This is a genomic window from Streptomyces sp. NPDC058525 (assembly GCF_042719495.1).
Classification (GTDB): Bacteria; Actinomycetota; Actinomycetes; order Streptomycetales; family Streptomycetaceae; genus Streptomyces.
Map to the genome: position 1 here is coordinate 133,879 of NZ_JBHXNP010000001.1, position 13,414 is coordinate 147,292.

Genomic DNA, 13,414 nt, shown 5'->3' on the forward strand with positions numbered 1-13,414 from the left:
TCAGCCCGCCTCGGGCAGCCGTCCGACCGGCAGCCTGAGGGTGGTCACCGCGCCCCCGTCGGGGGCGTTGGAGAAAGTGAGCGCGATCTCCAGCACGGCCGCCTGGCCGACCACGATCGTCAGCCCCAGCCCGTGGCCCCGCCCGCGCCCGGGGTCCCCGGTGCGGAACCGCTTCGGGCCGTGCTCGATCAGCTCGGGCGGATAGCCGGGGCCGTGGTCGCGGACCACCACCACCGGGCCCTCCACGGTCACTTCGACCGGCGGCCGGCCGTGCTTGTGGGAGTTGACCAGCAGGTTGGCCAGGATCCGGTCCAGGCGGCGCCGGTCGGTGAGCACCACCGTGTCCCGCAGGACCCGTACGGTCGCCTCCCGCCCGCTGCCGGTGACCGCCCGCCGCACCGCCCGGCCCAGCTCCACCCGCGCCAGTTCGGCGCGTTCGACGCCCGAGTCCAGCCGGGAGATCTCCAGCAGGTCCTCGGTGAGCAGGTGCAGGGCCCTGAGCCGGTCGTTGATCATCTCCTTGGGGCGGCCCTCCGGCAGCAGCGCCGCCGCGGCCAGCGAGCCCGTGAGCGGGGTGCGCAGTTCGTGCGCGACGTCCGCGGTGAACCGCTTCTCCGCCTCCAGCCGGTCCTGGAGCGAGCCGGCCATCGAGTCGAGGGCCTGCGCCACGTCCCGCACCTCGTCCCGGGAGCGGGCCGGACGCCGGCCGTCGCCCTCCCCGCCGTCGCCGTCGCCGTCGTCCACTCCGTCGCCGTCGGCCGGGAAGCCCACCCGCGCGTCCAGGTCCCCGGAGCTGATCCGGCGGGCCACGGCGGCCGTGGTGGCCAGCCGCCGGCTGATCCGGCCGGCGAGGAAGAGGCCGGCCAGCGCGACCACCCCGGCGGCGAGGGCGGCGGAGGCCAGGATCGCCGTGTCGACGTCCCGCAGCCGGTCGCGGGTGTTGCCGAACGGGACCCAGATCGCGAGGGCGTGCTCGTCGGCGGGACCGGCCGCCCACATCACCGGCTCGTCCCCGCGCCGGCCGACCATGCTGCCGGTGTCCCCGCGGGCGACCAGTGCGCGCAGCGGCTCCGGCAGGCCGGGCGGGTCCAGGGCGATGTCCACGTCGCCGTGGGAGGTGCCGTACTCGTAGTGGCCGAGGGCGTGGTCGAGGTCCGCCTCCGCCTTCGCGCGGACCTCTCCGACGATCTGCCGGGCGACGACGTTGTGCACCAGGATCCCGAGGGCGGCGGCGACCATGCAGCACACGGCCGTGGTGGTCAGGGCGATCTTCCAGCGCAGGCTGCTCAGCGCGCGCATCGCGACCCGTCCTCGCTCAGCGGAAGGTCCGTCAGGGCCGGGCAGTCGTCGAGGGTCAGCTGCGCGAGGTTCATGACCCCGGCCTTGGGGTCCCACTCGTAGTCGGAGACCGCCACGTACTTCGGGTTCGAGGTGGGCTCGCGCACCGCCAGGTGCTCGGCGGCGACCTCCACGCCCTCCAGCACCGCCCGGCGGGCCAGCACCCGGGCGATGGAGCCGTCGTCCTGGACGGTGTAGACGCGCAGTTCGCTGAGCCGGCCGTCGATGTCCAGGGCGGTGATCAGCTCCTCCCGGCCGTTGCCCGTCAGGTCGTGCAGTACGCCGGGGCGCACCGGGCAGTCGGGGCCGCCGCCCGGGGCGTCGGTGCAGAGCGCGAGCCGCTGCACGGCCCGGGGGTCGACGAGCCGGCCCGTCCCGCCGTCCTGCGCGATGGCGGAGGTGATGTCGGCGCGTACGACGTCCAGCGCGTCCACGCCCCGCATGCCGGTCCCAGAGGCCTTGGGCAGCCCGGGCACCACGGCGGCCGTTCCCGGCTTCTGGTCGGGGTCGGGCGGGGCGGGGCGCAGGTCCTTCCACAGGCTCTTCGGGGCGCGCACGGTGCCCAGGTCGCCCTGGCTCTTCAGCCCCTCGGCGTCGGCGCACCCGGCCAGGGCCGCCAGGGCGGCGGCGAGGACCATCACGGCCGGGGCGCGGTGCATGTACCGATGCTCTCCCGCCGCCGCCCCGGAGGCCCGGGCACGGGGCCATCCGGGCGACCGGTCTCCCGGAGGGAGAGAGGCGAGAGAGCCGCGGCCCGTCAGGGCCGGGCGAGGGCGCGGGCCGCGGCGACCTCCTGGCGGACCGGGGCCAGGACGCTCGACTCCCCGCCCCCGGGCTCCGCCTCGGCCCGTACCGGGGTGGTGCTGCTGCGCACCCGTTCGGCCAGTTCGCGCAGCTGGCGCGCGAGGGACTCGACCTCGTCCGGCGACGGCGGCGCGGCCCCGTGGTTGACGCGGACGCGGGCGGCGGTGGTCGCGTCCACGATGCGTTCGACGGCCACCACCAGCGGCCACCAGGCGGCGGCCCGGGCCCCCGTCGGCGGCGGCTCGGTCAGGGCGCGCTGGAACTCGCTGCGGACGCCCGACAGGTCCCGGTAGATCCGCCGCCTGGCCTGGACGCGGATGGTGCGCGCCTCGGCGAGCGCGGCCTCGTCGGGGGCCGGGGCGAAGGCTCGTTCGAGGTAGCGGGCCGCGTCGTAGACGGTGTCGGCGAGCCGGTCCCCGATCCGGGCGTGCCAGCTCTCGGGCCACAGCAGGTAGCCCGCGACGAGGACGATGGCGCAGCCGATCAGACTGTCCAGCAGGCGTGGCCGGATCAGGTCGAAGCCCTGGTGGTTGAGCTGGTCCGAGAGCAGCAGGATCACCGGGGTGATCGCGGCGGTCTGGAAGGCGTACCCCTTGGCGGAGAAGGCGGGGATCAGCGCGGCGAGCACCACCATCACCGGTACGTCCCACCAGCCGCGCGGCACCTCGGCCAGCACCGCGGCGGCGACCACCAGCCCGACCGCGGTGCCCAGCGCGCGCAGTACGGCCCGCGAGAACACCGAGCCGAAGTCGGGCTTGAGGACGAAGGTGACGGTCAGCGCGACCCAGTACGAGCGCTCGACCTCGACCAGCGAGACGAGCGACTGGGCGAGCCCGATGCACAGCGCGAGCCGCAGTCCGTACCGCCAGGAGGCCCCGGAGAGCATCACGTCGCGCACCGTGCGCCGGACCCGGACCCGCAGGGCGGCGGGCCGGCCGAGCCGGTCGTCGACGTTGTGCAGGTCCGGTTCGGCGAGGTACACGACGTCCGCGGCGTGCCGCAGGGCCGAGTCGACGGCCCGCTCGGCGGGGGTGTGCGGCGGGGGCAGGTCGAGTACGGGGGTTCCGGTGCGGCCCTCTTCGACGGCGTCGGCCAGGTCCCGTACGGCCGCCGGGACCTCGGGCGGCAGCGGGCGGCCGCGCAGGTGAGCGGCGGGGGCGGCCTCCACGAGCGGGATCACCACATTGAGCTGGGCCAGCATCCGCACCAGGGAGGGGCTGCGCCCGTGCACCCGGGCCCGTCGGCCCAGGACCAGGTCGTAGGCCTGGTTCAGGGCCTGGGTGACCTGCCGGCGGCGCTCGTCGTAGACGGCGGCGGGACCGCCGGCCGCCTCGAGCGAGTCCGCGAGCGCCCGGTAGGTGGTGGCGACGGCCGTGCGCTCGGGGAGGCGGCCGCGCAGCGGCCAGCCCAGCAGGCTGAGCACGAGCACGAACAGTCCGCCGGCGGTCAGCAGCAGGGGGGCCGTCCACCAGGGCTGCGGCAGCGGCAGTCCGGCGCCGATCACGGCGTTGAGCAGGAGCAGCAGCCCGGAGACGGAGGCGACCGTGCCGATCGAGGAGATCATTCCGGAGACCAGGGCGACGAGGGTGAGGGCGCCGACGGCCAGCCAGCCGTGGCCGAAGACCAGGGTGCCCAGCGTGACGCCCACGGCGCCGAAGAGCTGCGGTACGGCGATGTTGAGGACGCGCATCCGGTAGGCGTCGGCGGTGTCGCCGATGACCCCGGACAGGGCGCCCATGGAGACGAGCGCGCCGTACTCGGGCTCGTCGAGGGCGAATCCGACGGCGAGCGGGACGGACAGCGCGATCGCCGCGCGTGCCGCGGCGGCCCACGGGATCGGTGCGGAGCTCGGCCGCAGTCCGCCCAGCAGCCAGGCGGGTGGGGCCAGTGGATGGGGCCGGCCTCGCCCGGACGATATGTGTTCGGTGCGTTCGGTGCTCATTCCGCTTCCGTGCCGCCGCTCGAGAATCGGTTCTTCTGGGCTCTTCTGCGTGGTTCTGCGTACGTTGGGTACCTTCCGAGCTTATGGGGTGCGGCGTAGCCGGCCGGTCACCCAGGCGCCCAGCGCGGCGGCGAGCCCGACCGCCAGCACTACCCAGGCGGTGGTGCGCAGGAACGCGGTGAGGGCGTCGTACACCGCGCCGGCGGCCTGCCGGTCGATGTCGGCCGGCAGATCGTCCAGGGTGAGCCGGCGGCAGAGGTCCACGGCGATCCACAGCAGGGCCGCCCCGACCGCGAGTCCGAGCCCGGTGGCGATCACGGCCCGCCGGCGGCGCACGGCGACGGCGATGGCCGCGGCGGCCAGCACCACGGTGAGCACGGGGAGCCAGACGCCCGCGATCTGGAGCATGCGGAAGCCCTTCCGGAGCGCGCCGAGGTTGTCGTACTCCATGACCTTGACGGATACGTGCGTCACCGGGATGCGGTCGGCGAACGGCACGCCGTCGGCGACGAGTTCCTCCTTGACCTGGGCGATGACGGGTGCCAGGTCGATGGTGACGGCGTCGCCGTGGCCGGTGGTGAGCGCCTCGAGGAAGGCGGCGTGGGCGGCCCGGTTGGCCGCGTCCCACGCGGTCCGGTAGGCCTCGGTGCCGGCGAAGGAGCGCAGCGCCTCGCCGAGCAGGGCGTCGACCCCGCTCTGGAAGGGGCCCGCGTCGATCTGCCCGGCGAGGGCGCGGGTGGCCTGGGTGACGACGACGCCCTGGACGGCGGGGTCCTCGGCGAGCGGGGACATGGCGGCGGTGTAGCGGTCGGCGTTGCCCAGATCGCGGTCGGCCCAGTACGCGACGGCGCTCGCGGGCACCAGCAGGGCCACGAGCGCGATCAGTACCGCCGACAGGATGGTGCGCACGTCACCAGGGAATGCCGCGGCGGTACCGGGCGCGAGCGGTATTGCTGCGGGCGGGTGGCGCGGCACCCTTGCGGCCGAGATCCTGGACATTTAATATCCAGGTTATGAGGATGAGCGAGGGCGTCGAGTGGGCGCTGCACAGCTGCGTCAACCTGGCGTGGAGCGGGCCGGACCGGGCCGTGTCGGCGGCCCGCCTGGCCGCGTGGCACGACCTGCCCGCGGCCTACCTGAACAAGCAGCTCCAGGCGCTGGCCCGGGCGGGCATCGTCACCTCCGCCCCCGGCCCCCGCGGCGGCTTCCGGCTGGCCCGTCCGCTCGCCGAGATCTCGCTCATGGACGTGGTCGCCGCCGTCGAGGGTCCCGAGGAGGCCTTCCGGTGCACGGAGATCCGGCAGCAGGGGCCCGGGGGGCTGGACCGGGGTGCGGCGGCCGGCGCCCCCGCCTGCGCCATCGCGCACGCCATGGGCCGTGCCGAACTGGCCTGGCGCGAGGCCCTGGCGGCCCAGGACCTCGACGAGGTCCGGCGGCAGGCCGAACGGCAGGCCCCCGAGGCCCCCGAGCGGCTCCGCGCCTGGCTCGCCGCGCAGTAGCCGCGCCGGGCCGCACCGCATCGCAACGAAGCGCACCGCGTCGCACCACACGTACGGAAACGGAAACGGAAACGGAACCAGGGAGCTCGGCATGACGCGCAGCATCATCAACCCCGCAGGACTCCACACCCCGACCGCCTACGGCTACAGCCACATCGTGTCCGCCCCCGGCGAGCAGGTGTTCATAGCCGGCCAGTACGGCTCCGACGAGAACGGGCACGTGGTCTCCGGGGAGTTCGCCGACCAGGTCGCGCAGGCCTTCGCCAACCTGCGCACGGCACTGGCCGCCGCCGGCCTCGGCCCCGCCGACGTGGTCCGCATCGGCACGTACGTCGTCGGCCACGACGAGGACAAGCTGGCCGTCCTCCTCAAGGAACTGCACGCCACCTGGGACACCGAACTGCCCGCGCAGACCCTGATCGGAGTGGCCGCACTGGCCCTGCCCGGCATGCTCTTCGAGATCGACGCGGTGGCGGTGCGCCCCGCCTGACCCGCCCGGCCCGTCCGCCCGGCCCGTCCGCGCGGTTGATCCACTTGCCGGTCGGGGGCGGCGGGTGTGCCCTGGATGATGGGAGAGAGGAGCCCGTCATGGCACATGCGGCACCCACCGCCTCCCGGCGGCACCACTTCCGTCCGACCGCGACGGCCAACGACCACACCGCCAGGAACGCCCTCACACGGGCCCTGCTCGCCGGACTCGTCTACGGGGTCTGGGCCGCTTTCATCAAGCGCCAGATGGGCCCGGTGGACGCGGGCAACGTCTTCTACGGCATCCTGTGCGGCGCGATCTTCGCCGGCATCATGTTCGCCCTGAACCGGGTCGGGCCGCGCCTCAAGCGCGAGCTCCACGCCGCCGCGTACGGAGTCTTCACGGGCGTCGCGGCGGGCTACCTGCACAGCCTGACCAACTCCAGCGTCCTCAGGGCGACCGTCATCGGTCTCTTCGTCGGCATCGGCGTCGGTGCCGCCGCGTTCTACCGCTACTACACGCGCGAGGACTGAGTCCCACGGGTTCCGCCGGCCATGCCATCGAGACAGCCGGCCTCGTCAAGGTGTTCGGGGAGACCCGGGCCGTCGACGGGGTCGACCTGACCGTGTCGGCGGGAACCGTCTACGGGCTGCTCGGCCCCAACGGGGCCGGCAAGACCACCGTGGTGAAGATGCTGGCCACCCTGCTGCGCCCGGACGGCGGGGAGGCCCGCGTCTTCGGCAAGGACGTCACCCGCGAGGCGGACGCCGTGCGCGGCCGGGTCAGCCTCACCGGCCAGTACGCCTCGGTCGACGAGGACCTGACCGGCACCGAGAACCTGGTGCTGCTCGCGCGGCTGCTCGGGCACTCCCGGCCCGCCTCCCGGGAGCGCGCCGCCCAGCTCCTGGAGGCCTTCGGGCTCTCGGCCGCGGCCGGCCGCCAGGTCAAGCAGTACTCCGGCGGCATGCGGCGGCGCATCGACATCGCCGCCTCCATCCTCAACACCCCCGACCTGCTCTTCCTCGACGAGCCGACCACCGGCCTCGACCCGCGCAGCCGCAACCAGGTCTGGGAGATCGTCCGCGCCGTCGTCGCGCAGGGCACCACCGTGCTGCTCACCACCCAGTACCTCGACGAGGCCGACCACCTGGCCTCCCGGATCGCCGTCATCGACCACGGCAAGGTGATCGCCGAGGGCACCAAGGGCGAGCTGAAGGCCTCCGTCGGCTCGGGCAGCGTGCACGTCCGGCTGCGCGACCCGGCCCAGCGGGCCGAAGCCGTGCGCCTGCTGGCCGCCGTACTCGACGAGTCCGTCCTGCCCGACCCGGATCCCGTCGCGCTGACCGCCCGCGTCGACGACGCCCGGTCCGCCGCGGCCGCCCTGGCCGAACTGGCCCGGGCCGGGATCGTGGTCGACACCTTCGCCCTCGGCCAGCCCAGTCTCGACGAGGTCTTCCTCGCACTCACCGACGACAAGGGGGTGACGACGTGAGCGTCCCCGCCACCGACGAGACGGCCACCACGGCCGCCGGAACGGCCGATACGGAGTTCGTGGCCCCGCACGCCGACCAGCTCGCCGCACTGCTGGTCTCCGGCCGGCGCCCGCCGCGCCCGAGCGCGCTCTCGACCTCGCTGACCTTCGGCTGGCGGGCCGTCCTGAAGATCAAGCACGTCCCCGAGCAGCTCTTCGACGTGACCGCCTTCCCGATCATGATGGTGCTGATGTACACGTACCTCTTCGGCGGTGCGCTGGCCGGCTCCCCGGGGACGTACATCCAGACCCTGCTGCCCGGCATCCTCGTCATGTCCATCGTGATGATCACGATGTACACGGGCGTCTCCGTCAACACCGACATCGAGAAGGGCGTCTTCGACCGCTTCCGCACGCTGCCCATCTGGCGGCCGTCGACGATGGTCGGCTACCTGCTCGGCGACATGCTGCGCTACGCCATCGCGTCCGCCGTGATGCTGGCCGTGGGCCTGCTCCTCGGCTTCCGCCCGGCGGGCGGGGTCATGGGGGTGCTGGCCGGAGTGGCGCTGCTGATCGTCTTCTCGTTCGCCTTCTCCTGGGTGTGGACGATGTTCGGGCTGCTGCTCCGCAGCGAGAAGTCCGTCATGGGCGTGAGCATGATGGTGCTGTTCCCGCTCACGTTCCTCAGCAACATCTTCGTGGACCCGAGCACGATGCCGGGCTGGCTGCAGGCCTTCGTCAACAACAGCCCGGTCACCCACCTCACCACCGCCGTGCGCGGTCTGATGGCGGGCCAGTGGCCCGCCACCGAGATCGCCTGGTCACTGGGGTGGGCGGGACTTCTGGTCCTGGTCTTCGGGCCCGTCACGATGCGGCTCTACAACCGCAAGTAGCCGTCCTTTCGGCCGGGTCCGGTCGGTACCTCTGCCCGAGGCGGCCGGACGGCCGCCCGGCGCAGACTGGTCGTGGCGCCGGTTCCCGTGCCCGTGGTCGAACCTCACGTGACCACTCTCCGTTGCCGAGGGCGTGGGAACCGGCGCCCCTCCATCTCTACGCGGCGGAGTCCGCGGGGGCCGTCTGCTGGGGTTCGCTCTCGGGCTCGGGTGCCGAGCCCGCGGTCTTCTGCGCCGCGGCCGGGTCGGTGCTCTGGCGCACCGGCGGCGTGAACCGGGTGACTTCGGCACGGAGCATGGCGTTCAGGGCGGCGTACGCGTCGATGGGCATGGCGGAACCTCACGGTGATCAGGGGGGTGTGGGGGGACTGCGCTGCTCCGGAGCCTCGGCCGGCTCAGCAGCGCAGGACCACACTCCGCACCGTCCGCGAGGACAGCGCCGGCCCGGCCGTCCTCCACACGGGCGCGGCCACGGGCCGGTCCTCGGCATGTTTCACGTGAAACACCGGCAGCGGAGTCCGCCGTACGGCGGGATTCGCGCGCGACGCGGATCGTACGGCGGCCCGCGCCTCGGGTTCGGCGGCCGGATCGGACTGGCCCTCGGTGGGTTCGGCGGGGGCGGTGGAGGAGGGCCGGGACTCGGCGACCGTCGCCGCGGCCGGACCGGCACCGAACACGCACAGCAGCACGACGCAGGCCGCCGTCAGGACCTTGGTCAGGGCCCCGATCAGCGCCGCGCGCACGTGCTGCCTCCCGCTCATGCGAGGGGTGTGCCCCGACACGCCGGGTAACTCCCGTCCTGGTTGCCAGAAGCGCCCGACCGGCGGAACGAAGAGCGCCCCCAAGGCTGACAGCGGCCCGGTCAGCGGCCCCGGCGCTGTCCCGTCAGCCGGGCCAGTACAGCGGTTTCGTCGCCGACCAGCCGAAGTTGGGGCCGGCCGGCCCAGCCCTCGTGGCCGCCGGACGGGCCGGGGGAGAGCCGGACGACCGTGAACACGGCCGTGCGGCCGTCGGCACGGGCGATCTCGACGGTCCGGCCCCGCTGGAGCCCGGCGAGGTCCAGCCCCGGCCCGCTGATCACGGCGGTACCGGCCGACCCGGGCGCCGGACCGCCGCCCTGCCAGGAAGCTCCGTCCCGCCGGTCCCGTCCGCCATGCCCATCCCGTTCGGTCCGGCCGGCCCCCTCGGGCGCCCCCGCCGACCCGGGAACCCGGAACACCGGCACGTCGATGCCCAGGCTCGGCACCCGCAGCCGCAGCGGCCGCGCCGCCCGCAGGGGCCCCGTGACCGGCCGCAGCGGTCCCGCCGCCGTCCTCGGCGACCGCACGCCGTGCCCGGGCACGTGCCCGCCGGGCAGCTCCCGCTGCCGGGCCAGGCGCCGGTGGTCGGACAGTCCCAGCGCCCGCGAGGGCAGGGCGTCGTCGGTGGTCGAGACCGAGGGGTCGGCACCCTCGGTGCGCTGCAGCACACCGATGCCGGTGGCCAGCAGAACCACCGTCAGCGCGGTGACGACCGACTTGGCGCGGGGCATGCGGGTCCCTCCGGTCCGGCTCGGGCGGCCGGGTCATGTGAGCAGTGGATACCTCCTCTGCCCTCCGGCACCCGGTGAAACACGGGAGACTGACGGAACGTCACGGGCGTGTCGCGTCCGGGATCCCGGTGTTTTCCCAGTTGGCGGCAGGTCCGGCCGGGCCGCCCCGGGCACGGAACGCCCTGCACCCGAACGGGTGATTCAGGTCGTCACCAGCGTCGCCGTCGCCGCACCCATCAGGACCGCGGCGAGGTGGACCGCCGGGTGGCCGTAGTCCCCGCACCACAGGTGGCGGGCCAGGCCGCCCAGTGCGGCCAGGGCGGCGATCACACCGAGCTGGCCGAAGAGCGTGACGGCGGTGAAAGGGGCCAGGAGCAGCAGGAAGGAGTTCAGCCAGAAGGGGGCCGCGCCCGTCCAGCCCCGCCATTCCCTGATCGCCGTCGGCATGGAACTACCGGCCCCCTCGCCCATTCGTGGTCAACTCGTCGGCTGCACAGCCTCCTTGGGTGCGGCGATCGGCACAAGGGTCTGTTTCGGCTACCGAACCGGAACCGCGGCTGGAACTCGTCCACCCAGCGGAACGGCCCGGACCCCGCAGCGGGGTCCGGGCCGAACGGAGCGGCAAACGGAAGGCGTCAGGCGACGATCCAGTCGGAGGTCGCGATCACCGGCTGGACGCCGTCGCGGTGGATGGTGCCCTCGATGAGGCCGTACATCCGGTCCGCCGCGAAGTAGACCTCGTTGTCGTTCTTGAGGCCGAAGGGCTCCAGGTCGACGAGGAAGTGGTGCTTGTTGGGGAGGTTGAGCCGCACCTCGTTGACCTTGGGGCAGTTGTCGAGCACGCGCTCGGCCATCTGGTTCAGGGTCTGCTGCAGCGAGTACGAGTAGGTCTCCGCGAAGGCTTCCAGCATGTTCTTGCGGACCTTCTTGTACGCCTGGTCCCAGTCGTAGGAGGCGTCGTCGGCGGCCAGCGCTGAGTGAGCCCAGCGCGCGGTGACCTTGGTCGCCAGGATGCGGTCGTACGCCTCCTGGAGAGTCGTGTACTTGTCCTTGATGTAGCCGTGGAACTCGGAGTTCGTCGAGTTCATCACCGTCAGGTCCTTCAGCCCCGAGATGACCTGGAGGCCCGTCGTCTCGCTGTAGGTGATCTGCGCGGTGCGCACCTCCTGGCCCTTGCGGACGAAGGAGTGCTGCTCCTTGCGCGTCGGGACCGGGATGCGGTCCCACACGTACTCCTCGATGCGGATCTGCGCCTCGCGGATCGGCTGCTGCGAGGAGACGAAGTGCTTGGCGAGCAGGATGCCGAAGGCCTCGGGGGACTCGATGCCGTGTTCCTTGCCGAAGGCGTACACCGTGTTCTTGGTGGTGTCGGTCGGCAGGCAGTTGGCGTTGTCACCGGTCAGGTGGACGTCGCGGAACTCGCCGCGGAGCGCGACCGACACGTTGAGGTCGCGGATCTCGTGCCACGAGCCGTCGCCGCCCTTGCGGGTCACCTTGACGATGCGGTTCTCGGCCTTGCCGTACTGGTTCTGCGCGAGGACGTGCTTGCTCATGCTTGTCTTCCTTCGGATTCGGGAACACGGAGTCCGGTCGTCTGGATCCCGTACGCCCGGCGTCCAGCGGCGCCTGAAGACGTCCCGCTCCCCGCCGTTCGGCCCCGCAGGACCGCCCCGGGACTGACGTGCATCCCGGTCCGTAGGTGCTTTTTCGTACTCACGGATTGCAGCATGTGTACGGCGCGTTAACCACCGTACCGATCATCCGAACACCAGCACCCGCGTTTTGGGCGACCCCACAGATCCGCAGCTCAGACCATGTGTGCGTCCGCGACCGAGAGGGCCTCGCCGAGGATTTCCAGCCCCTTCGCGACGTCCGCGGCCGAGATGTTGCAGGGCGGTGCGACGTGGACGCGGTTGCCGGCGAGGAGCGGCCAGAGCCCGCCCTTCTTGCAGGCGGCGCCGAAGGCGGCCATCGGCGCGTTGTCCGCTCCGGAGGCGTTGTACGGCACGAGCGGTTCGCGCGTGGCCGCGTCCCGGACGAGTTCCAGGGCCCAGAAGGTGCCCAGGCCCCGGACCTCGCCGACCGAGGGGTGCCGCTCGGCGAGCGCGCGCAGCCCGGGGCCGAGCAGCTCGGCGCCGGTGCGGGCGGACCGCTCGACGATGCCCTCCTCCTCCATGACGTTCATCGTCGCGACGGCGGCGGCGCAGGCCAGCACGTGCCCGGAGTACGTCAGCCCGCCCGGGTAGGGCCGGCGGGCGAAGGTCTCGGCGATGGCGGCCGAGATGGCGACCCCGCCGAGCGGTACGTATCCGCTGGTCACGCCCTTGGCGAAGCAGAGCAGGTCGGGGACGACGTCCCAGTGCTCGGCGGCGAACCACCGGCCGGTGCGCCCGAAGCCGACCATGACCTCGTCGAGGATGAAGACGATGCCGTAGCGGTCGCAGAGCGCGCGCACGCCGGGCAGGTAGCCGGGCGGGGGCACGAGGACGCCGGGGGCACCGCCGACGGTCTCCAGGATGATCGCGGCGATGGACTGCGGGCCCTCGAACACGATGGTGTCCTCGAGGTGGCGCAGAGCCCGCTCGCACTCCTCGGCCTCGGTGGCCGCGTAGAACGGCGACCGGTAGGCGAAGGGGCCCCAGAAGTGCACGACGCCGGCGGTCGCGGTGTCGTTGCCGAAGCGGCGGGCGTCGCCGGTCAGGTTGATCGCGGTGGACGTGGCCCCGTGGTACGAGCGGTACGCGGACAGCACCTTGGGCCGGCCGGTGTGCAGCCGGGCCATGCGGACGGCGTTCTCGACGGCCTCGGCCCCGGCGTTCGTGAAGAAGATCTTGTCCAGGTCGCCCGGGGTGCGCTCGGCGATCAGCCGCGCGGCCTCGGAGCGGACGTCGACGGCGAAGCCGGGCGCGACGGTGCACAGCCGCGCCGCCTGCTCCTGCACGGCCGCGGTGACCTTCGGGTGCTGGTAGCCGATGTTGGTGTAGACGAGGGCGCTGGAGAAGTCGAGGTAGCGGTTGCCCTCGTAGTCCCAGAAGTACGAACCCTCGGCCCCGGCGACGGGGAGCGGGTCGATGAGCTCCTGTGCCGACCATGAGTGGAAGACGTGCTTCCGGTCGGCGTCCTTCACAGCGTCCCTCGCGGCGGCGGGGTCGTGGGCTTCTGCGTTCATGAAACGAGAGTAGTTGTCCACGATGTGGAATACCCGGGCCGTCCAGGTCTCGGGACGGCCCGGGCCGGGGTCACGGGACTCAGACGACGTGGCGGCCGCCGTCGACCGTGAGGACGTCCCCCGTGGTGTAGGCGGCGTCCACCAGGTAGACCGCGGCCTCGGCCACGTCTGGGCGCACAGCGAAATTGGATCTTAGATTATCGTATGGCGGAATTCTGTTTCCGATATGTGAAATTCATGGCGAGGGGGGCCGGCACCGCCCGCCCTAGGATTGGCAGCCCCGGGTAGGGGTACATGC

The 13,414-nt window shown here is 73.0% G+C and carries 15 protein-coding genes; 5 read left to right on the top strand and 10 right to left on the bottom strand.

The window, feature by feature from the left end:
- The 4 genes from ACFWP3_RS00620 to ACFWP3_RS00635 all read right to left on the bottom strand — a co-directional run bounded on the left by ACFWP3_RS00620 (position 1) and on the right by ACFWP3_RS00635 (position 4,993).
- Positions 1–1,299, bottom strand: a complete 1,299-nt coding sequence (locus ACFWP3_RS00620) for a sensor histidine kinase (RefSeq protein WP_384215219.1) — start codon at positions 1,297–1,299, stop codon at positions 1–3.
- The gene (locus tag ACFWP3_RS00625) at positions 1,287–1,997 is read right to left on the bottom strand and encodes a hypothetical protein (RefSeq protein ID WP_384215220.1); all 711 of its coding nucleotides are present in this window, start codon (positions 1,995–1,997) and stop codon (positions 1,287–1,289) included. Before ACFWP3_RS00625 ends, ACFWP3_RS00620 begins: the two co-directional genes overlap by 13 nt.
- A gap of 98 nt (positions 1,998–2,095) precedes the next feature.
- The gene (locus ACFWP3_RS00630) at positions 2,096–4,084 is read right to left on the bottom strand and encodes an FUSC family protein (RefSeq protein ID WP_384215221.1); all 1,989 of its coding nucleotides are present in this window, start codon (positions 4,082–4,084) and stop codon (positions 2,096–2,098) included.
- 81 nt (positions 4,085–4,165) lie between these two features.
- Positions 4,166–4,993 (bottom strand): hypothetical protein, encoded by an 828-nt coding sequence (locus tag ACFWP3_RS00635; RefSeq protein WP_384215222.1) that lies wholly within the window; start codon positions 4,991–4,993, stop codon positions 4,166–4,168.
- Positions 4,994–5,103: 110 nt separating this feature from the next.
- Between ACFWP3_RS00635 and ACFWP3_RS00640 the strand changes: the two genes are divergently transcribed.
- The 5 genes from ACFWP3_RS00640 to ACFWP3_RS00660 all read left to right on the top strand — a co-directional run bounded on the left by ACFWP3_RS00640 (position 5,104) and on the right by ACFWP3_RS00660 (position 8,416).
- On the top strand, positions 5,104–5,583 hold the full coding sequence (locus tag ACFWP3_RS00640; protein ID WP_384215332.1) for an RrF2 family transcriptional regulator: 480 nt from the start codon (positions 5,104–5,106) through the stop codon (positions 5,581–5,583).
- A gap of 91 nt (positions 5,584–5,674) precedes the next feature.
- Positions 5,675–6,073 carry a RidA family protein gene (locus tag ACFWP3_RS00645; protein WP_384215223.1) on the top strand — a complete coding sequence of 133 codons (399 nt, stop codon included), beginning with the start codon at positions 5,675–5,677 and terminating at the stop codon, positions 6,071–6,073.
- Between the two features lie 98 nt (positions 6,074–6,171).
- Positions 6,172–6,585, top strand: a complete 414-nt coding sequence (locus ACFWP3_RS00650; RefSeq protein ID WP_384215224.1) for a hypothetical protein — start codon at positions 6,172–6,174, stop codon at positions 6,583–6,585.
- Positions 6,582–7,544, top strand: a complete 963-nt coding sequence (locus ACFWP3_RS00655) for an ATP-binding cassette domain-containing protein (RefSeq protein ID WP_384215333.1) — start codon at positions 6,582–6,584, stop codon at positions 7,542–7,544. Before ACFWP3_RS00650 ends, ACFWP3_RS00655 begins: the two co-directional genes overlap by 4 nt.
- 59 nt (positions 7,545–7,603) lie before the next feature.
- Positions 7,604–8,416 carry an ABC transporter permease gene (locus ACFWP3_RS00660; RefSeq protein ID WP_384215334.1) on the top strand — a complete coding sequence of 271 codons (813 nt, stop codon included), beginning with the start codon at positions 7,604–7,606 and terminating at the stop codon, positions 8,414–8,416.
- Between the two features lie 157 nt (positions 8,417–8,573).
- Here the strand turns inward: ACFWP3_RS00660 and ACFWP3_RS00665 are convergent, their stop codons facing one another.
- From ACFWP3_RS00665 to ACFWP3_RS00690, 6 genes are all read right to left on the bottom strand, one after another.
- Positions 8,574–8,747, bottom strand: coding sequence for a hypothetical protein (locus ACFWP3_RS00665; protein WP_384215225.1), 174 nt, complete (start codon positions 8,745–8,747; stop codon positions 8,574–8,576).
- Positions 8,748–8,811: 64 nt separating this feature from the next.
- A complete protein-coding gene (locus ACFWP3_RS00670) occupies positions 8,812–9,177 on the bottom strand; it encodes a hypothetical protein (RefSeq protein ID WP_384215226.1) in 366 nt (121 codons plus the stop codon).
- Positions 9,178–9,278: 101 nt separating this feature from the next.
- The gene (locus tag ACFWP3_RS00675) at positions 9,279–9,947 is read right to left on the bottom strand and encodes a hypothetical protein (RefSeq protein ID WP_384215227.1); all 669 of its coding nucleotides are present in this window, start codon (positions 9,945–9,947) and stop codon (positions 9,279–9,281) included.
- Positions 9,948–10,148: 201 nt separating this feature from the next.
- Positions 10,149–10,394 carry a hypothetical protein gene (locus ACFWP3_RS00680; RefSeq protein WP_384215228.1) on the bottom strand — a complete coding sequence of 82 codons (246 nt, stop codon included), beginning with the start codon at positions 10,392–10,394 and terminating at the stop codon, positions 10,149–10,151.
- Between the two features lie 188 nt (positions 10,395–10,582).
- A complete protein-coding gene (gene pucL / locus ACFWP3_RS00685; protein WP_384215229.1) occupies positions 10,583–11,500 on the bottom strand; it encodes a factor-independent urate hydroxylase in 918 nt (305 codons plus the stop codon).
- A 254-nt stretch (positions 11,501–11,754) separates the two neighbouring features.
- A complete protein-coding gene (locus ACFWP3_RS00690) occupies positions 11,755–13,116 on the bottom strand; it encodes an aspartate aminotransferase family protein (RefSeq protein WP_384215230.1) in 1,362 nt (453 codons plus the stop codon).
- Between the last annotated feature and the right edge of the window lie 298 nt (positions 13,117–13,414).